We start from the raw sequence: 19639 nt of genomic DNA, 5'->3' as shown, positions 1-19639 counted from the left end.
GGTGAGTCAGACTCAGTGTTGGGCGTGCGGGAAAAACAGAAAGACTTCCTGCCCGTCGCGCAGCACATGCGTGTGAACCCCGTGGGGCAAGGTCAGTTTGGTGCGCACATGACCGAACGGCAACCCGGTCAGCACGGGCACGCCATGCGGTTTGAGCTGCGCACGCAGCCAGTCCACCGCGGCGTTCAGGTCGTAGCCGGCATCGTGGGCACTGAGTTTGTAGGCTGTGAACTGCCCGAGCAACACCGCCTTCTGGCGCTGGGCCACACCGGCATGCAGCAGCTGGCTGAACATGCGCTCGACGCTGTAGGGATGTTCGTTCACATCCTCCAGAAACAGCAGCCCTTTGGCGCGAGGGAGGTACGGCGTGCCGATCAGGCTGGTCACCATGGCCAGATTGCCGCCCCAAAGCACGCCCTCGACGTCAAGACCGCGCGGCGCATCGTCGCAGGCAAAACCCACCGCTTCCAGGGTGCCGTCGGCCGCATCCAAAAAGCTGTCTACCGTGATGTCATCGAGCTTCTTGTCGCCAAAGTCGTAAGAGGCCATCGGCCCGCTGAACGTGACCGCGCCCGTTTTTGCGAGCAAGGCCAGTTGCAGGGCGGTGAAGTCGCTGTGCCCGACCCACATCTGCTTACGCCCTTTGATGGCTTCCGCCAGCAGCTCATAGTCGATGGCCTGCAGCAGGCGGCTCAGACCATAACCCCCGCGGGTCATCATCACCACATCGGCCTTGCTGCGCGCCGCATCGTGGAGCGCGCGCAGACGCTGCGCATCGGTCCCGGCAAAGCGCTGTACCCGCGCCAGGACTTGCGCACCGGCCTGTACGCGAAAGCCCAACGCTTGCAGATGGGCCTTGGCCACCTCCAGTCGCGGCGGCTCCTGCACGGCGCCCGCGGGTGAGACAAGGCGCAGCAAACCGCGTCGGGGCTTCAGGTCGGGGACGGATTCGATATCTGGCATGAACAAGGCCGCAAAGGGTTGAGGATGAGAAAAGACGAGAAATCAGGAAAGAGGCGGCTCGATATCCAGCTCGGTCACCTCGATGCCCGAGAGGCAGGCGTCGTGCACAGATTCCTCCGGCCGCTTCTGCTCCTTGCGACGAGCCCGGAAGAAATCCTGAAGCAGCGCGCTGCAAGCCTCTTGCTCGATCTCGGGCGTGATGTCGCAATGGTGGTTCAGACGGGGCTCGGCAAACAGATCCACCACACTGCCGGCCGCTCCCGTCTTGGGGTCTCGCGCGCCGAACACCACACGGGCAAAGCGTGCATGCAATAAAGCCATGGCGCACATCGCACAGGGCTCCAGCGTGACGTATAGCGTGCACTCCGGCAAACGGTAGTTGCCCAGCAGATGGGCCGCCTGCCGAAGCGCCACGATTTCTGCGTGGGCCGTAGGGTCGTGGTCGCCGATCGGCCGGTTGTAGCCTGTGGCAATGACCTTGCCGTCCTTCACGATCACGGCGCCCACCGGCACTTCGCCCAGCAACCAGGCATTCTGCGCCTGGTCGAGCGCCAGACGCATGAACGCGCGGTCAGCCTCAAGATCGGGGGCAAACGTCGGCGTCATAGGCTTCACTCGGGCACACTGGCTGGCCGCGCTTTCAGCGCCTTGTCGAGCGATTGCTTGAATTGCTTGAGCGCGGCCGACGTCGGCTGCCCCTCGTCACCACGCGCACCGGCAGCAGACGGGGACGTCGCTACCCCGACCTGTCCGGTGAGTTGGGTGCGCACCAGCCAGACGATGATCAGCAGCGTCAGCAGCAAACCGATGAGTCCGAACAGCAGGCGCATGTGGCTTCACTCCCACTCGATGGTCGCTGGCGGCTTGGAACTCACGTCGTAGGTCACGCGGTTGATGCCGCGCACCTCGTTGATGATGCGGCTGGACACTTTTTTGAGCAGCGCATAGGGCAGCTCGGCCCAGTCGGCGGTCATGAAGTCGCTGGTCTGCACCGCGCGCAGCGCGACCACATAGTCGTAGGTGCGGCCGTCGCCCATCACGCCCACGCTCTTGACCGGCAGGAACACGGCGAAGGCCTGGCTGGTCAGCTCGTACCAGCTCTTGCCGGAATCTGGATCAAGGGTCGAACGCAGCTCTTCGATGAAGATGGCGTCGGCCCGGCGCAGGAGGTCGGCGTACTCCTTCTTCACCTCGCCCAGAATGCGCACACCCAGCCCCGGGCCCGGGAAGGGGTGGCGGTAGACCATGTCGGGCGGCAGGCCCAGCGCCACGCCCAGCTCGCGCACTTCGTCCTTGAACAGTTCGCGCAGGGGCTCCAGCAGTTTCAGGCCGAGTTGCTCGGGCAGGCCGCCCACATTGTGGTGACTCTTGATCGTGACGGCCTTTTTGCTTTTGGCGCCACCCGACTCGATCACGTCGGGGTAGATGGTGCCCTGCGCCAGCCACTTCGCGCCCTTGGCGCCGTCGCCTTTGAGCTTGGCCGCCTCAGCCTTGAACACATCGACGAACAGCCCGCCGATGATCTTTCGTTTTTTCTCGGGATCGGTCACGCCCGCCAACTGGCCCAGGAACAGCTCGCTGGCGTCCACACGAATCACCTTGGCGTGCAGCTTGCCCGCGAACATGTCCATCACTAGGTCGCCCTCGTTCAGGCGCAGCAAGCCGTGATCGACGAACACGCAGGTGAGCTGGTCGCCGATGGCGCGGTGAATCAGCGCCGCTGCCACCGAAGAATCGACTCCGCCCGACAAACCGAGGATGACCTCCTCATCACCGACCTGATCGCGAATGCTCTGCACTGCTTCAGCGATGTAATCGCCCATGACCCAGTCGCCACGGCAGCCGCAGATCTCTCGCACAAAACGTGTGAGCATGGCCTTGCCCTGCACGGTGTGGGTGACTTCGGGGTGAAACTGCACGGCGTAATAACCGCGCGCCTCGTCGGCCATGCCCGCGATGGCGCAACTCGGCGTGGACGCCATGAGCTTGAACCCCGGCGGCATATCGGTCACCTTGTCGCCGTGGCTCATCCACACTTTGAGCATGCCGTGGCCTTCGGCCGTGCTGAAATCTTCAATGCCGTCGAACAGCCGGGTGTGACCGCGGGCGCGCACTTCGGCATAACCAAACTCGCGGTGGTCACTCCATTCCACCTTGCCGCCCAGTTGCGCCGCCATGGTTTGCATGCCATAGCAAATACCCAGCACGGGCACGCCCAAATCCCACACGGCTTGCGGCGCGCGCAGTTCGTGGTCTTCGTAAGTGCTGCCGTGGCTGCCCGAGAGAATGATGCCCTTGGGCGCGAACTCGCGCACGAAAGCATCGCTCACATCGCAAGGGTGAATTTCGCAGTACACCTGCGCCTCGCGCACGCGGCGGGCGATGAGTTGCGTGACCTGGGAGCCGAAGTCGAGGATGAGAATTTTGTCGTGCATGAAAGCAAGCGTCGGCGCGAAGCCGACGATGGGGATGGGAGTTCAGTCGACGTGATAGTTGGGCGCTTCCTGCGTGATCTGCACGTCGTGGACATGACTTTCACGCATGCCCGCCGCGGTGATCTGCACAAACTCGGCCTTGCCGCGCATCGCCTCGATCGTGCCGCAGCCGCAATAGCCCATGGACGAACGCACGCCACCGACCAGTTGGTAGATGATGGCGATCAGCGGCCCTTTGTGCGGCACGCGCCCCTCGATGCCCTCGGGCACGAATTTTTCATTGCCTGAGGCGGAAGTCGTCTCAGCGCCATCCTGAAAATAACGATCCGCCGAGCCCGCCTTCATCGCCCCGATGGAGCCCATGCCCCGGTAGGCCTTGTACGCGCGACCCTGATAAAGAATGGCCTCGCCCGGCGCCTCTTCGGTGCCAGCGAACATGCTGCCCATCATGACGGTGTACGCGCCCGCGGCGATCGCCTTGGCGATATCACCCGAGTAGCGGATGCCGCCGTCTGCAATCAAGGGCACACCGCTGCCCTCGAGCGCCTTGGCGACATCGGAAATGGCGGTGATTTGCGGTACGCCCACCCCGGCGATGATGCGAGTGGTGCAGATCGAGCCCGGCCCGATGCCGACCTTCACCCCATCCGCCCCAGCCTCGACCAAGGCCAGCGCCGCAGCGCCCGTGGCGATATTGCCGCCTATGACCTCGATCTGCGGGAAATTGCGTTTCACCCAGCGCACCCGGTCGAGAACGCCTTGGCTGTGTCCGTGCGCGGTATCGACCACGATCACATCGACCCCAGCGTTGGCCAGCGCCTCCACGCGCTCTTCGGTGCCCTCGCCCACACCCACCGCAGCGCCCACGCGCAGCTTGCCTTGCGGGTCACGGGCGGCATTCGGGCGTTCGGTCGCCTTTTGAATGTCCTTGACGGTCATCAGCCCGCGCAATTCGAATTCGGCGTTGACCACCAATACCCGCTCCAGCCGGTGCTGGTGCATCAGCGCCTTGGCCTGCTCCAGCGGCGCGCCTTCAGGAACGGTCACCAAGCGCTCGCGCGGCGTCATGACATCGCGCACCGGGGTATCGAGACGGGTCTCGAACCGCAGGTCGCGGTTGGTCACGATGCCCACCACCTTGCCGTTTTCGATCACCGGAAACCCGGAAATGCCATGCTGGCGCGACAGCTGCATCACGTCGCGCACTTTGACGATGGGCGAGATGGTGATCGGATCGCGCAGCACGCCCGACTCAAAACGCTTCACCCGCGCCACTTCGGTGGCTTGCGCCTTGGCGGTGAAATTTTTGTGAATGATGCCGATGCCGCCCTCCTGCGCCATGGCGATCGCCAAGCGCGACTCCGTCACCGTATCCATCGCGGCGGACACTAGAGGAATGTTGAGGGAAATATTGCGAGTCAGGCGAGTCGCAAGGCTGGTGTCTCTGGGTAACACCTGGGAATATGCGGGGACCAACAACACATCGTCGAAAGTCAGCGCTTTTCCTACAAGACGCATAGATGCCTCCGTGCAAAAGGAAATTATAGGGGTGCGCGTCACCGCGGCGCTCAGCGCGCTGCGAACCGACCGATAGGCCGCACAACCGCGCTAAGCTAGCAGCCTGTTTTGACCACGGCGACTTTGGGAATCCTTATGCGCACTCTCGCACCTGCTCCGCTATTTCGCGTTTTCAGCAGCGCACTGTTTCTGGCCATGGCCCTGATGGGGATAACGTCTGCCCACGCCGCGCAGTGGAAATGGCGCGATGCCAGCGGCGTGGTGCATTACAGCGACCAGCCGCCTCCGGCCAACATTCCCGCCAGCAACATTCTGCAGCGCCCCACAGCGAACGCCGCCGTTCCAGCCGCCGCAAGTCACTCGGCATCGCAGCCCCAGGCCAGCAACGAGTTGGAAAAGAAAATCGCGGAACAGAAAAAGGCCGAGCAAGCCGCGCAGGAACAGGCCAAACTACAGCAGCAACAGGCCCAGGCGCTTGTGAACCAGCAGAACTGCCTGCAGGCGCAAAAGCAACTCCAGGTGCTCGATAGCGGTCAACGCATGGTGCAAATCGACGCCCAAGGCCAGCGGGTCATCATGGACGATGCGCAACGCGCCGCAGAACGCGCCAAGATCGCCGGACTCATTTCGCAGTATTGCCGCTGAGTTGCCCATGAGCTGCTGCCCATGAGCTGGCAGCGACCTCCGACTCAGATTTTCCAGCGCTCGGCCAGACGAGTCGGACGTAACACGTCGTACTCTTCAAAGGGCTGGTGTATCCAGGGGCTCGTGGGCAGCATGTCCACGTAGTACTCGGGCAGATAGGTCGAAATGCCCTTGACCCAGATCACGGCGCTGCGCAGATCGGTAATTTTTCCGGCGCTGCGCAAATGGTTTTCAACGGCTTTCAAGGTCTCGCCCGAATCGGCCAGATCATCAACGAGCAGCACGCGCCCTTCAAGCTCCCCGCGCGGCAGCGTGATGTAGCGGGCGATGTCTAGGCGGCCCTGCACCGTTCCGGCACTTTCGCGGTAGGAGCTGGTGGACATGATGGCCAGGGGTTTGTCGAAAATGCGAGAAAGAATGTCTCCAGGCCGCACCCCGCCTCGCGCCAGGCAGAGGATCTGATCGAACTCCCAGCCCGAGGCATGCACCTTGAGGGCGAGTTTTTCGATCAGGGCGTGGTATTCGTCCCAGGAAACATAGAGATGCTTGCCGTCCTCGCTGAGCATGGCCGAACCTTTGTGAACGTGTGGAAAATGAAATCTGCCGGAGCGCACCGAACGCTCAAGCCTGAAACGGATGCCGCAGCACGATGGTGTGATCGCGGTCGGGGCCGGTCGACACCATGTCGATCGGCGCGCCGATCAACTCGCCCACCCGCTGCAAATAGCTGCGCGCCGCAGCAGGTAGTTGATCCCAGGTCGTGAGGCCCTTGGTGCTTTGCGTCCAGCCCGGAAAATCTTCGTAGATCGGTTCGCAGCGCTCGATCTCGTCGGCATCGAGCGGGAGCACGTCGCGCCGTTCGCCGTCGAGCATATAACCCACACAGGCGCGGATGGTCGGCAGGCCGTCGAGCACATCGAGCTTGGTGATGCACAGCCCCGACACGCCGTTGATGATGACCGCCCGTTTGAGCGCCGCAACATCCAGCCAGCCACAGCGGCGCGCACGCCCCGTCACTGTGCCGAACTCCTGACCCACGCTGGAGAGGTGATGCCCCACGCTGCCCGCCTCCGTGGTGGGCAACTCCGTCGGGAAGGGGCCGCTGCCCACCCGGGTGGTGTACGCCTTGGTGATGCCCAGCACATAGTGCAGCATGCCGGGGCCGACGCCCGATCCCGCCGCGGCGGTACCGGCCACGCAATTGCTCGAAGTCACGAAGGGATAAGTACCGTGGTCGATGTCGAGCAGCGAACCTTGCGCCCCTTCGAACAGCAAGCGATCACCGCGCAGATGGGCCTGATGAATCAGGTACCCCACGTCGGCCAACAGGGGCCGCACCTGCTCGGCGGATTTGAGCAATTGATCCATCACCATCCCGCGATCGAGCGGGTCGGTGTGCAAATAATTCTTCAACACAAAATTGTGCAGATCGAGCACTTCAGCAAGCTTGGTCTGCAGGCGCTGCGGATGCTTGAGGTCCTGCAGACGGATGGCGCGGCGGGCCACCTTGTCTTCATAAGCCGGCCCGATGCCCTTGCCGGTGGTGCCGATCTTGCCGCTGCCGTCGTTTTCGCGGCGCACCTCGCGCGCTTTGTCGAGCGCCACATGGGTAGGGAGTACGACTGGGCAGGACTCGCTGATGTGCAGCCGTGAGCGCACATCCACTCCAGCCGTTTCGAGGCGACCAATTTCAAGCAACAGGTGTTGCGGATCGACCACCACGCCATTGCCGACATAACAGGCCACGCCCGCGCGCATCACGCCTGAAGGAATGAGCTGCAGCGCGGTTTTCTGCCCGTTGATCACCAGCGTATGCCCCGCGTTGTGACCGCCCTGAAAGCGCACCACGCCCTGAGCATGATCGGTCAGCCAATCGACGACCTTGCCTTTGCCCTCATCGCCCCATTGGGTGCCCACTACGACCACATGACGACCAGTATTCACGCGTGTGTTCTCTCAAGTAAATCAGTCTATCCAACGATAGCGTTAGGGAAGATCAGCCGCGATCTTCAACCAGCCAGGCACCGCCTCGCTGAACAAGCTGGCGGCTGAAGGCGCATGCTTCGTGCGCCTGGCCAGGGGGTAATTGCACCACGGTTTCGCCCCGGCGTCGCAAATCGGCGACCGCCTCCGACAAACCAGAGGCTGTTGACCACTCCGCAGCAATGGCGGCGCTGGCCTGCGGCGCGGCGGCGAAGCCCGCCACTTCGCGCAAGTCCATGGAGAATCCGGTGGCAGCGCGCGGTCGGCCAAAGCTGGCGCCGACTTCGTCGTAACGCCCACCACGCGCCACGGCATTGGCATAGCCTTGTGCGTACACGCTGAAAATCACCCCGCTGTGATAGCGATAGCCGCGCATATCGGCCAGATCGATCTGCACCTGCGCGCCCTGCTGCTGGTGGTGGCGGGCCAGAGCCGACAGATCGTCGAGCGCCTGGGAAATGAGTGCATGCTGCGGCAACACGCGCCGCGCCTCAAGGAGCACGTCCGCATCGCCGTACAGCTCGGGCAGGGCGAGAATGGCTGCGCGTTGGGTTGGCGTGCAGTCGCGAGTCAGCAACCGTAGTTCTCCGGCATCCTTGCTGGCCAGTGCATCGAGAATCGCTTCCATGTCTTGCGACCCGAGCAGCAAGCCTGACAGCACGCCACGCACGATACGATTGTCGGCCAGATCGAGCGCAGCCCGCTCCACCCCGGCCAGTCGCAGGCAGTCCAGCGCCAGCTGCTGCACTTCGAGATCGGCTTCCAGTCCGACATGCCCGTACAGTTCGGCGCCGAATTGCAGAATTTCCCGGCTGGCGTGCACGCCCTCGGGATGCGTGCGCACCGCGCTGCCGCAATAGCAAACGCGCGTCACGCCGTCCTGATTCAGCAAGTGAGCGTCGATACGGGCGGCCTGCGGCGTCATGTCGGCACGCAAGCCCAGCGCCCGCCCGGAGATCTGGTCAATCAGCTTGAAAGTTTGCAGATCGAGGTCTTGCCCGGTGCCCGACAGTAGCGAATCGACAAACTCCAGCAACGGCGGCATGACCAGGGCATAGCCATAGCCCCGCGCCGTGTCGAGGCAGGCGCGGCGCAGGTGCTCGATCACCGCCGCCTCACGCGGCAACACATCGGAAAAATATTCGGGAAGACGCCAGTTGCTCATAAGACGCGCAGAAAAATGGGGCACGGTCATCCGTGCAACATCCAAGCTTACTTGAGGAGGAACACCAGGAGAAGGCCGATCGCAACGGCGATCAGACCGACGAAGCGTAGTTGACCGTCGGTCAGTGCCATGATCTGCCGGAACATGTCTCGCCACTGGCGGGGGAAAAACAGCGGCATCAGGCCTTCGATGACCAGAACCATGCCAATGGCAAGGAGCAAGACGTTCTGCATCGCAGATACCGCATTTTGACCGCCAGAGACCGCCGGTTAAGACGGTCTTCTCCTGCGGATTTACTTGCCCGGCTTCAAGGCCGCTCCACCCGGCCCGCGGAAGAACTGGAAGAACTGGCTGTTCGGGTCGAGCACCAGGACATCGGACTTGCTGTTGAAGCTGGCGCGATAGGCCTCGAGGCTGCGATAGAACTCGGCGAATTGCGGGTTCTGCCCGAACGACTTGGCATAGATCGACGAGGCTTCGGCATCGCCCTGACCCTTGATGGTCTGCGCCTTGCTGTACGCCTGAGAAATCACGATTTCACGCTGCTTGTCGGCCTCGGCGCGAATCTTTTCCGCCTCGGCGTAGCCGGTCGAACGCAATTCGTTGGCGACGCGCTGGCGCTCGGCCTCCATGCGGCGATAGACCGACTGGGTGATGGAGGAAACGAAGTCCACGCGGGTCAGTCGCATGTCGACGATCTGGATGCCCGTACCCTTGATGTCTTTCGCAATGCCGGTCTGCACGTCCTTCATGACCTGGTCGCGCTGCGAAGAAAGCACCTCGCGCACGGTGCGACGCGTGATCTGCTCGTTCAGCGCCGCTTTGACGATCTGCGAAAGCCGGTCGCCCGCGCGTCGCTGATCGCCGCCGTAACTGCGAATGAACTCGGTCGGATTGGTGATACGCCATTTCAGATACCAGTCCACCACCACGTTTTTCTTCTCGGCCGTGATGAAACGATCGGTATCAGGGCTTTGCAGGGTCAGGATGCGCTTGTCGAGAAACACCACATTCTCGAAAGGCGCCGGTATCTTGAAATATAGGCCAGGGGTGCTGATGACCCGTTTGATCTGCCCCAAGCCGAACACAGCGGCGAACTGCCGTTGATCGACCACGAACAAGCTAGAAGACAGCAACAGAATGGCCACGACCAGCGCCACGAGAGCCAGAATGATCTTGTTCATTGCTCAGCCCTCACTGGAAGTTGCGCTCACGCAGGGTATCGCGCGAGGTTCTTGAACTGGAAGGGGCGGTTCCGTCCGGCGCGGACGCTGAACTGTCGGCCGTCGCAGGGGCGGTGCCCACGGAGGCCGCCGGCAAGGTCGGCACGGTGGTGGGGGGAGCAGCCGGCGCGGCCGTGGCACTCGTGGGGGCCTTGCCTGCGGATTGCTGCAGCAATTTATCCAGTGGCATGTAGAGGAGGTTATTGTTGTTGCGCGAATCCACCATGACCTTGGAAACGCTGGAAAGAATGTCTTGCATGGTTTGGAGATACATACGCTCGCGGGTGACTTGCGGCGCCTTTTCGTATTGCTGCAGGATCTGATCGAAGCGAGAGGTATCGCCCTGCGCCTGTGCCACAACCTGCGCCTTGTAAGCCTCGGCGTCCTGGATCAATCGCGACGCGGTGCCCTGCGCACGGGGAATGACGTTGTTGGCGTAGGCCTGGGCTTCGTTCTTCAGCCGTTCACGGTCTTGTCCCGCCTTGATGGCGTCATCGAAAGCGGCCTGCACCTGTTCCGGGGGCTGCACGTTCTGCAGCGTGACGGTGGTGATGACGATGCCGGTCTTGTAGCGGTCGAGAATTTTCTGCGTCAAAACCTGCACATCGCTGGCCACTTGCTCGCGGCCCTCGTAGAGCACATAGTCGAGCGTCTTGTTGCCTACGACCTCGCGCACCGCGGTTTCAGCCGCCTGCGATACCGCGTCGTCCGGACTGCGGTTGTTGTAGAGGTAGTCCACCACGTTGTCGATGCGGTACTGCACGGCGAAGCGAACGTCGACGATATTCTCGTCTTCCGTCAGCATGGCCGACTCGGGCAAGCCCGTTGCCTTCACCTCGCCGCCGCGCCCGACCTCGACCGACCGAACCTGCGAGACGTTGACAATTTCATCGGCCTCGAACGGATACGGCAGGCGCCAGTGAAAACCGGCGTCGGTGATGTAGGCCAATTTGCCAAAACGCGTCACCGCAGCTTGCTGACCTTCCTGCACGATGAAAAAGCCGGAAGACAGCCAGCCCAGCACCCCGATGACCACCAGAATGATGACCCCCACGCCCATGCCCTTGGCTGAGGGATAGAGGTCGGGACGTTGCGGCGGCGTGCCGCCACCGTTGCCTGAGCCGCGCTTCTTGCCGAACAGGCCGTTGAGCTTGCGGTTGAAATCACGCCAGAGTTCATCGAGATCGGGCGGGCCGCCGCTGCCAGGACGCCGGTTCGGATCTTGGTTGTTATTGCTTTGCTGACCGTTCGTGCCGTCGTCCTTGCCCCAACGCGGGTCATTGAGGTTGAACATGCGCGAAAAAGGCCACACACGAGGCCAAAAACGTAAGGGAGTCATGCGGAAATTTGAGTAGTGTCCGACAAAGCTGAAGCAGAGGATTGGAAGCGGGGATCAGCCAATACCGCTTCCAGCAGCGCACTTTTGAGGGAGGCAACACCGGCGCCGGTCAAGGCGCTTACGACAAGCCGAGGCATGCTAGCACGCGCTTCGATGCCCTCAGATTGAGTGTGACCATTTGTAACCTGAAGGTTCACTGGCAACAGATCAGATTTGTTGAAGATCAAGAATTGCGGAATATCGTCCGCGCCGATCTCGCGCAGAACGGCGTGAACTTCATCCATCTGCTCGCGCAACATGGGCGAACTGGCATCCACGACGTGCAGCAGCAAATCGGCCTGAAGTGTGTCTTCGAGCGTAGCCTTGAAGGCCTCGATCAAGGTGTGGGGCAGATCGCGGATGAAACCCACCGTGTCGGACAGGGTGACGTTGACCTGCGGGCCCAGGTAGAACTTGCGCGTAGTGGTGTCGAGGGTCGCAAAAAGCTGGTCGGCCGCGTAAATTTTCGACTTGGTGAGTGCGTTGAACAGCGTGCTTTTGCCCGCATTGGTGTAGCCCACCAAGGCCACGCGAAACGCGCCGGTGCGCCTGCGCGCACGGCGTTGCGTCATGCGCTGGCGCCCCAGTTTGCCCAGACGTGTACGAAGCATCTTGATCTTGTCGTCGAGCATCCGGCGGTCGAGCTCGATCTGCTTTTCGCCAGGGCCGCCTCGCACGCCGATACCGCCGGTCTGGCGCTCCAGGTGAGTCCAGCCGCGCACCAGGCGGGTGGCCAGGTGTTCGAGACGAGCGAGCTCGACCTGCATCTTGCCTTCGGCGCTCTGCGCACGACGGGCGAAGATTTCGAGGATGAGGCCCGTACGGTCGATGACGGGTTTGCCCAGCGCCTTCTCCAGATTGCGCTGCTGGATGGGGCTCAGTGCATTGTCGAAAATGATGGTGTCCGCCGAAGTGGTGCTGACCAGTTCGCTCAATTCATCGAGCTTGCCCGAGCCGATGTAGGTCGCTGCGTCGGGCCGTGCTCGCACACAGGACAGCTCGCCCGCCAAGGCATAACCGGCGGACGTGCTGAGCTGCTCCAACTCAGCCAGCGCGTCGTCGGATGAGAGACGTCGCTGCTGGACGCTGACCAATGCAGCGCGCTCAGGCCCCTGAGGCTGCCCTTCAGGCTGCGGGTGCTTCTTGCTCACCGATTTGGAAGGAGACGGGACGTGCCGGAACGACCGTGGAAATGGCGTGCTTGTAAACCATCTGGGTGACGGTATTGCGCAGCAACACCACGTATTGATCGAAAGATTCGATGTGACCTTGCAACTTGATGCCATTGACCAGATAAATCGACACCTGGACGTGCTCTTTGCGCAGCAGGTTCAGAAAGGGGTCTTGTAGCAACTGCCCTTTGTTACTCATCTTATTCTCCATTGGGGTGAGGAAAGCTTAAATGGCATTCATGGTCTGGAATGCAAGAGGTTGGAAAATACCATAGTGCCCGCGCAGGTCGCCGCGCCGGGGCCATCAGTCGTCGCGCGCGTAGGGGTTGGTGCTGCTGCGGTATTCCACCCGCAAAGGGGTGCCCGTCAAGTCGAATTTTTCACGCAATTGGCCTTCCAGATAGCGCGTGTAGGTGGCGGGTACCCGGTCGAGCGCGCTGCCATGAATGATGATGATCGGCGGGTTGGTGCCGCCCTGGTGCGCGTATCGCAACTTGGGTCGCACCGGGCCGGAACGCGGCGGCTGTTGCTGCGCCACCGCTTCGATAATGGCGCGCGTGAGTTTGGGGGTGGGCAATTTGCGATAGGCCGCAGCGTGAGCGGCGATGACCGACTTCATCAGCCCGTTCAGACCTGAGCCCGTGCGGGCGGAAATGCTGTGAAATTTCGCAAAGCTGACGAAGGGCAGACGCTGACGGATGGCGACCATCAGACGTTCGCGCCCGTAGGTGTCCACCGCATCCCACTTGTTGGCCGCCAGCACGAGCGCCCTGCCCGCTTCAACGGCAAAACTGGCGATATGCGCATCCTGGTCTGAAACGCCTTCGGTCGCGTCGAGCAGCAGCACGACGACGTTGGCCTGCTCGATGGCTTGCAGCGTCTTGATGACCGAAAATTTTTCTACCGCCTCGAACACCTTGCCTTTGCGCCGCAGTCCAGCGGTGTCGATCAGGATGAACTTGCGACCGTCGCGCTCGAACGGCACTTCGATCGCGTCGCGGGTCGTGCCGGGCATGTCGAAGGCAATCACCCGTTCTTCACCGACCAGCGCATTGACCAGTGTGGACTTGCCCACATTGGGCCGCCCGGCAATGGCCAGACGCAGGCTGTGCTCGCGCGGCTTCGTGGTCTCGGGGCCGGGCGCGGTCTCGGCGCCGACATCACTTGCCGCCTCGGTCTCGGGTATCCCCTCGGAAGGCTCGGAAGGCAGCGCTTGCAGAATACGATCCAGCAAATCGGGCACCGAGTCACCGTGTGCGGCGCTGATGGAAAAGGGCTCGCCCAAGCCGAGTTCGTGGAATTCGGCCAGCGCCGGATGGCCATGCCGACCTTCGGCCTTGTTCACGGCCAGAAGAATGGGCTTGCCGGTCTTGCGCAATTCGGCGGCGATATGCAGGTCTTGCGGACTGAGCCCAGTGCGCAAATCGACCAGAAACACCACCAGATCGGACTCAGCAATGGCCTGGCGCGTCTGCCGCGCCATCTGGTGCACGATGCCGGTATCGACCACGGGCTCGAAGCCGCCGGTATCGACCACGATGACCGGCCGATCCGCCATGCGCAGCATGCCGTAATGACGATCGCGGGTAAGGCCAGGCATGTCGGCCACGATGGCATCGCGTGAACGTGTCATGCGATTGAACAGGGTGGACTTGCCGACGTTCGGTCGGCCAACCAGCGAAACGATAGGGGTCATGTCAGAGGGTGTGAATAGATTCGGCGTGGCCGAGCAGCGCGTCCAAGCGCCCCGGATCAAGGCGCAAAGCAAAGCCGTGCCCCTCGGCACGGCGCGCGCTTACGACACCGAACGCAACGCCGAGCGGGGGTGTTTGGGCGCGATGAGCGGACATGGCGGATTTGTTCACACCCTCTCAGTCCGGCACGAAGGCGTAGACCCCGCCCTTGGCCGTGACCGCCACCAGGGTCTTGCCCACGACCACGGGCGCCGACTGGATGGCGCTGCCGTCGGTCGCCACGCGGCCGACGATGCTGCCGTCCTTGGCGGAAAGAAAGCTGATATAGCCCTGATAGTCACCCACCGCCACCGTGCGACCGACCAAAAGCGGCGCGCTCAGCTTGCGCCATTTCATCTGGGCATTGGTCCAGCTCGGTACGCCATCGGTGGCCGAATACGCCTGAACGTCGCCGTTCGCCTGCGTTCCGACGACTTCCTGATCGTTCATGCTCAGCGCGGTGTAGCCGTTGGCGGTGCGCGTCCAGAGCATGCGGCCGGTATCAGCGTCCACGCAGCCCACGGCGGATTGGTAGGCACGCGCGCACAGTACCGAGCCCAGCAGTGCCGGTTGGCCGGTAATGCCCACCACGCGCTCGACCTCGGTCACGCCACGGGGGCGTGCGAGAGTGGCCTGCCAGCGCGGCAAACCGTTGTCCAGGTCATAAGCATCGATGCGCCCGAGGCCGGTGCCGATCATCACCACGCCGTTGCGCTCCACGATACCGCCGGCCTGTTGCACCAGCAGGGAGGCGGCGCGACTGTCGGCTTGCCACAAACGCTTGCCGGTCGCCGCGTCAAAGGCAAACACGCGCTGATCGGCTGCCTGGACGATGATGCGACCGTCGAACACGGAAGGCGGTGTGAGCACCGTAGCCGGTAACTGATAGCGCCACAGCAGCTGGCCCTTGGGGCCGATCGACACGAGGCCGTTGTTCTTGTCGACCACGGCGGTAAAGGTGCCGTCACTCCCAGTCCCTGCGCTGATGCCCGCAGTCACCTTGGCCGACCAGACCACCTGCCCGGTGGCGCTGTTCAGGCGCATGACCTGCCCGTCTGCCGAGGCCACGACGACGGCGTCCGGCAGTGTTGCGGTCTGGAACCACGCGGGCACCGCGCCAATATTCTGCGTCCAGGCTTGCTTGACGGTCAGGATGTTGACCACCGGGGTCAGCGGCATCGGCTCAGGCGGTTTGGAGCCCGAAGCGCAAGCGCCCAAGCCCGCGACCAGCAAGAGAGGCAGAGCCAGACGCACCAGCCGCACGAAGCGTGGCGCCACAAAGCGGGAACTCTGACGGGTCGCGCTCATGCCGCACCTCCGCCGACCGACTGCAGTTTTTGCTCCACCGCAGCGCGCTGTGATGAATCGGCAGGCAATGCCTTGAGTGCGGCTTCGTAAGCGGTACGGGCCGCGTCGCGCTCGCCTTGCAGCATGGCCAGATCGCCGCGGCGGATGTCAAACAGGGCGGCGAAAGTCGGCTCGGGCACGTCAGCCAGGGTTTTGATCGCCTCGGCATATTGCTTGGCATCGATCTGCAAGGCCGAGAGATTCAGCCGGGCCACTGAGCGCGCGCTCGGCCCGGCCGCATGCTCGGAAGCCCACTTGAGCGCGGCGATGGCCTGTTCGTTTTTACCCGCGTCGTGCAAGGACTTGGCGACGGCCAGCGCAGCCATGCCGGCATAGGCACTGCCGGGAACCTTGCTCTGCATGACGGCCCAGGCCTGCTCGATCTTGTCAGGACTATTGCTCTGGATGGCAGCCTGCACCTGCTCGAACACCACTGCCGCCTTCGCCCCTTGGTTGCGTTGCCACCATTGCCAGCCGTAATAGCCGGCGAAACCCACAGCGACGGCCAGCACACCCGCGGAAATCTGGGTGCCCCAACGCTCCCAGAAATGGCGCATCTGGGCGATCTGCTCTTGTTCTTCGAAGTTGTAGCTCATGGGTCGATGGGGGACGAAAAGCGGCTATTTTAGGTTGGCCATTCAGAGCAGAGCGCAAACCAGCGTCTGCAAGGGTTCCAGCGGCAGCATGCGCTGCTGCTGCGCATCCTGCGCGCCGCGCAGATCCTTGATACCGACCTGCCCGGACTGCAATTCCTGTTCACCGAACACCAGCGCCCAGCGCGCGCCGGAGGCGTCGGCCTTTTTCATTTGCGACTTCATGCTGCCGCCGCCCATGTGCAGTTGCACCCGCACTCCGGCAGCACGCAAAGACTCGCACAGGGGCATGACACGCGACATCAACTCAGGGCTGGTCATCACGGCGTAGGCATGAGGGGCGCTCACGGGCGCATTCTGACCCGCTTCGATCAGCAGTTCGAGCACCCGCTCCATGCCCAGCGCCCAACCGCAGGCTGGCGTGGGCTTGCCGCCGATCTGCTCGATCAGCCCGTCGTAGCGTCCGCCCGCGCAAACCGTGGCCTGCGCGCCCAGCCGGTCGGTCACCCACTCGAACACCGTGAGGTTGTAATAGTCCAGCCCGCGCACCAGTCGCGGATTGAGGGTGAAAGACTGCCCCGCCGCGCGCAACAGCGCCTGCACCCCCTCGAAATGCGCCAGAGACGCTTCGCCGAGATAGTCGATGAGCTTGGGCGCCCCCTCCACCAGCGCCTGCATGGCCGGATTCTTGGTATCGAGCACGCGCAGCGGATTGCTGTGCAGGCGGCGGCGCGCATCTTCATCGAGTTGATCGATGTGTTGTTCGAGATAGGCGATGAGCGCCACGCGATGCCGCGCCCGCTCGTCGGCCTGACCGAGACAGTTGATTTCGAGCGTGACCAGTTCACTCAGGTCCAGACGCGCCCAGAGCTGACGGGCCATCAGAATGAGCTCCACGTCCACATCCGGCCCGGCAAAACCCAGCGCCTCGGCACCAACCTGATGGAACTGGCGATAGCGCCCGCGTTGCGGCCGCTCGTGGCGGAACATCGGCCCGGTGTACCAGAGCCGCTTGCCGCCGTCATACAGCAGCGAATGTTCGATGCACGCGCGCACCACGGCCGCCGTGCCTTCGGGCCGCAGCGTGAGCGGTTCGCCGTTGAGCGCGTCAGTGAAGCTGTACATCTCTTTTTCGACGATGTCGGTCACTTCGCCGATGCCGCGCACGAACAGCGGGGTGTATTCGAGTATGGGCGTGCGTAGATTCTGGTAGCCGTAGCTGCCCATGAGCGCGCGCACCTGCTCTTCAAACCACTCCCACGCCGCCGATTTGGGCGGCACGATGTCATTCATGCCTTTGACGGCACTGAGTTTGTCTGCCATGAAATTCAAGCCACCTGTTCAGGATGGCGATGGGGCGCGCCGTAGCGCTGTTGAACGTATTGCTCGACGATGGCCTGGAACTCGGCGGCAATATTGTCGCCACGCAGAGTCATACGCTTCTCACCATCGATAAACACCGGCGCCGCCGGCGCCTCGCCGGTACCGGGAAGACTGATGCCAATGTCGGCGTGCTTGCTCTCGCCCGGGCCATTGACGATACAGCCCATGACGGCCACGCGCAGTTGCTCCACACCGGGGTAGCGGGTACGCCAGATGGGCATCTGCGCGCGCAGAAACGTGTCGATGCTTTGGGTCAGTTCCTGAAAAAAGGTGCTGGTGGTGCGGCCGCAGCCCGGGCAGGCGGTGACGCTGGGCGTGAAGGCGCGCAGGCCCAGAGCCTGCAGGATTTCCAGCGCCACCACCACTTCCTGGCTGCGCGGCGCATTCGGCTCGGGGGTGAGAGACACGCGGATGGTGTCGCCGATGCCCTCTTGCAACAGCACAGCCAGCGCCGCAGTCGAGGCCACCGCGCCTTTGGTGCCCATGCCGGCCTCGGTCAAGCCGAGATGCAGGGGATAGTCGCAACGCGCCGCCAGGGCGCGGTACACCGTGATGAGATCCTGCACATTGGAAACCTTGCACGACAGCAGGATCTGCGCCGGATCCATCCCCAATTCACGAGCACGCTGAGCCGATTCCAGCGCCGAGAGCACCAGCGCCTGCGCCATGATCTGGCGCGCCTCATAAGGCTGGGCGCGGCGGGCATTGGCGTCCATCAGGCTGGCGAGCAGTTCCTGATCGAGACTGCCCCAGTTCACCCCGATGCGCACGGGTTTGTCGTAAGCCTGGGCGATGTCGATCATCTGACCGAACTGCTTGTCTTTCTTGTCGCCCTTGCCCACATTGCCCGGGTTGATGCGGTACTTGGACAGCGCGCGGGCGCAATCGGGAAAGTCGGTCAACAGCCGATGGCCGTTGTAATGAAAGTCGCCGATGAGCGGCACCGAAACGCCCATGCGGTCGAGCTGCTCGCGGATGGCCGGCACAGCCGCTGCAGCCTCGGGCGTGTTCACCGTGATGCGCACCAGTTCCGAGCCCGCCACCGCAAGCTCCTTGACCTGAATGGCTGTGCCGATCGCGTCGGCCGTATCGGTATTGGTCATGGACTGCACGCGCACCGGCGCGTCACCGCCCACGGTCACCACATGATCGCCCCAGACCACGCGAGCCTGACGCGTGCGGTGGCGGGCGGGCACGGCTTCGGAAATGGGAGGGTCGAGCAGTTCCATGAATGACCGATTTATTTCAGGGTGAAGCGCGCGACATTCGCTCGCGTATCCGGGGTGAGATCGACGGGCTTGCCTGCGTAGCTCACCGTGGTGTGCGGCGCGTTGCCCACTACGATGGCCAGCGGCGTGCTTCCCGCAGGCACCTGAATGCTTTGCGGCGCACCGGGTTGCATGAGCTGAGAAAAAATCACCTTGCCGTTGCTGGCGGTGACTTGCACCCAGCTCGGCGCGCTCGCCGCCAGTTGCAGCACATTGCCCGAAGCAGCGCTGGTTGCAGCAGAGGCTACCGGCGCAACTGGCACCGGCGCCGAGCCTGCGATGGCGGGCGTACTCTGCAAGGGCAACGGTGACGAACCGGCATTTGCGGGATGAGATGCGGGGTGCGATGCGGGCAGGTGCGCTGCCTCGGGGGCTTGCTGGACGTTCATGCGGCCGATCTAGGCAGCGGCCGCGCCGCCGGTCAATCCGGTTGCGTCACCTTTAGGGCGTTACTTTGACCAGGATCAAAGCGCCCGCCGCCGAAAGCGCGCAGGGTTCCCCCGTTGGCGTGGCCGTCTCGGTCCTGCCAGACGATCCCCCGGGCGTCCGGCCGCGTGCTGCGGCGCCCAGACTGCGCGGCACCAGCATGTGCCCGGCCCGGCGGCAAATCCGCCGGGTTTTTTTTGCCGCGGCGGCCGGGCCGCGAGGCCGCCAGCGGCGGGCCGATCCGTTACTTCACCTTATCCCGCAGAATTGACGCAATACTCACTGTTGCTGAGCGCCTGGCAATGCCACCCTCTCACTTCGTGACAGGAGAACGAATGGACCATGGCGGCCCCCGCATTGGCAACTGCCAGTCCTATCCAAGGCGGCCCTACCCAAGGCGCCCCTGT

At 63.1% G+C, this 19639-nt stretch carries 20 protein-coding genes; 1 reads left to right on the top strand and 19 read right to left on the bottom strand.

Annotated features, from left to right (window positions below; translation table 11 throughout):
• Positions 1–12: 12 nt before the first annotated feature.
• From ABT24_RS12225 to guaB, 5 genes are read right to left on the bottom strand one after another with little or no spacing between them, the layout of a single operon-like run.
• Positions 13–963 (bottom strand): LD-carboxypeptidase, encoded by a 951-nt coding sequence (locus ABT24_RS12225; protein WP_286737912.1) that lies wholly within the window; start codon positions 961–963, stop codon positions 13–15.
• 42 nt (positions 964–1005) lie between these two features.
• Positions 1006–1569, bottom strand: a complete 564-nt coding sequence (gene tadA / locus ABT24_RS12220) for a tRNA adenosine(34) deaminase TadA (protein WP_013123368.1) — start codon at positions 1567–1569, stop codon at positions 1006–1008.
• Between the two features lie 5 nt (positions 1570–1574).
• A complete protein-coding gene (locus tag ABT24_RS12215; protein WP_276731100.1) occupies positions 1575–1793 on the bottom strand; it encodes a hypothetical protein in 219 nt (72 codons plus the stop codon).
• 6 nt (positions 1794–1799) lie between these two features.
• Entirely contained in the window at positions 1800–3398 is a 1599-nt protein-coding gene (guaA, locus tag ABT24_RS12210) for a glutamine-hydrolyzing GMP synthase (RefSeq protein ID WP_276731102.1), read from the bottom strand.
• Between the two features lie 42 nt (positions 3399–3440).
• Positions 3441–4916: an IMP dehydrogenase gene (gene guaB, locus ABT24_RS12205; protein WP_013106141.1), complete on the bottom strand. Its 1476-nt coding sequence runs from the start codon at positions 4914–4916 to the stop codon at positions 3441–3443.
• A 135-nt stretch (positions 4917–5051) separates the two neighbouring features.
• On the opposite strand from guaB, the gene ABT24_RS12200 reads away from it, so the two are divergent.
• The gene (locus ABT24_RS12200) at positions 5052–5561 is read left to right on the top strand and encodes a DUF4124 domain-containing protein (protein WP_276731107.1); all 510 of its coding nucleotides are present in this window, start codon (positions 5052–5054) and stop codon (positions 5559–5561) included.
• A 44-nt stretch (positions 5562–5605) separates the two neighbouring features.
• Here the strand turns inward: ABT24_RS12200 and ABT24_RS12195 are convergent, their stop codons facing one another.
• The 14 genes from ABT24_RS12195 to ABT24_RS12130 all read right to left on the bottom strand — a co-directional run bounded on the left by ABT24_RS12195 (position 5606) and on the right by ABT24_RS12130 (position 19195).
• Positions 5606–6127: a phosphoribosyltransferase gene (locus tag ABT24_RS12195; protein WP_013123372.1), complete on the bottom strand. Its 522-nt coding sequence runs from the start codon at positions 6125–6127 to the stop codon at positions 5606–5608.
• Positions 6128–6182: 55 nt separating this feature from the next.
• Positions 6183–7505: an adenylosuccinate synthase gene (locus tag ABT24_RS12190; protein WP_276731112.1), complete on the bottom strand. Its 1323-nt coding sequence runs from the start codon at positions 7503–7505 to the stop codon at positions 6183–6185.
• 52 nt (positions 7506–7557) lie between these two features.
• On the bottom strand, positions 7558–8709 hold the full coding sequence (locus ABT24_RS12185) for an ATP phosphoribosyltransferase regulatory subunit (protein ID WP_276731116.1): 1152 nt from the start codon (positions 8707–8709) through the stop codon (positions 7558–7560).
• Between the two features lie 47 nt (positions 8710–8756).
• Positions 8757–8942 (bottom strand): DUF2065 domain-containing protein, encoded by a 186-nt coding sequence (locus tag ABT24_RS12180; protein ID WP_013123375.1) that lies wholly within the window; start codon positions 8940–8942, stop codon positions 8757–8759.
• A gap of 60 nt (positions 8943–9002) precedes the next feature.
• Positions 9003–9893 carry a protease modulator HflC gene (gene hflC / locus ABT24_RS12175; protein WP_013106147.1) on the bottom strand — a complete coding sequence of 297 codons (891 nt, stop codon included), beginning with the start codon at positions 9891–9893 and terminating at the stop codon, positions 9003–9005.
• 10 nt (positions 9894–9903) lie between these two features.
• Positions 9904–11226 carry an FtsH protease activity modulator HflK gene (gene hflK / locus ABT24_RS12170; protein WP_276731120.1) on the bottom strand — a complete coding sequence of 441 codons (1323 nt, stop codon included), beginning with the start codon at positions 11224–11226 and terminating at the stop codon, positions 9904–9906.
• A gap of 41 nt (positions 11227–11267) precedes the next feature.
• A complete protein-coding gene (gene hflX / locus ABT24_RS12165; RefSeq protein WP_276731123.1) occupies positions 11268–12461 on the bottom strand; it encodes a GTPase HflX in 1194 nt (397 codons plus the stop codon).
• Complete coding sequence (gene hfq / locus ABT24_RS12160; RefSeq protein WP_013123378.1) at positions 12436–12681, bottom strand: RNA chaperone Hfq; 246 nt, start codon at positions 12679–12681, stop codon at positions 12436–12438. The genes hflX and hfq overlap by 26 nt, the downstream gene beginning before the upstream one ends.
• Positions 12682–12786: 105 nt before the next feature.
• Complete coding sequence (der, locus tag ABT24_RS12155; protein WP_276731125.1) at positions 12787–14178, bottom strand: ribosome biogenesis GTPase Der; 1392 nt, start codon at positions 14176–14178, stop codon at positions 12787–12789.
• 175 nt (positions 14179–14353) lie between these two features.
• Positions 14354–15523, bottom strand: a complete 1170-nt coding sequence (bamB, locus tag ABT24_RS12150) for an outer membrane protein assembly factor BamB (RefSeq protein WP_276731128.1) — start codon at positions 15521–15523, stop codon at positions 14354–14356.
• Positions 15520–16158: a YfgM family protein gene (locus tag ABT24_RS12145; protein ID WP_276731131.1), complete on the bottom strand. Its 639-nt coding sequence runs from the start codon at positions 16156–16158 to the stop codon at positions 15520–15522. Before ABT24_RS12145 ends, bamB begins: the two co-directional genes overlap by 4 nt.
• Before the next feature lie 42 nt (positions 16159–16200).
• A complete protein-coding gene (gene hisS / locus ABT24_RS12140; RefSeq protein WP_276731133.1) occupies positions 16201–17478 on the bottom strand; it encodes a histidine--tRNA ligase in 1278 nt (425 codons plus the stop codon).
• Between the two features lie 5 nt (positions 17479–17483).
• Complete coding sequence (gene ispG, locus ABT24_RS12135) at positions 17484–18767, bottom strand: flavodoxin-dependent (E)-4-hydroxy-3-methylbut-2-enyl-diphosphate synthase (RefSeq protein WP_276731137.1); 1284 nt, start codon at positions 18765–18767, stop codon at positions 17484–17486.
• Positions 18768–18778: 11 nt separating this feature from the next.
• Positions 18779–19195, bottom strand: a complete 417-nt coding sequence (locus ABT24_RS12130; RefSeq protein ID WP_286737902.1) for a DUF4115 domain-containing protein — start codon at positions 19193–19195, stop codon at positions 18779–18781.
• Positions 19196–19639 lie beyond the last annotated feature (444 nt).

Source organism: Thiomonas sp. SCN 64-16 (genome assembly GCF_001725585.1).
In the GTDB taxonomy this organism is placed as follows: domain Bacteria; phylum Pseudomonadota; class Gammaproteobacteria; order Burkholderiales; family Burkholderiaceae_C; genus Thiomonas; species Thiomonas arsenitoxydans.
This window is presented reverse-complemented; position numbering and strand designations above follow the sequence as displayed.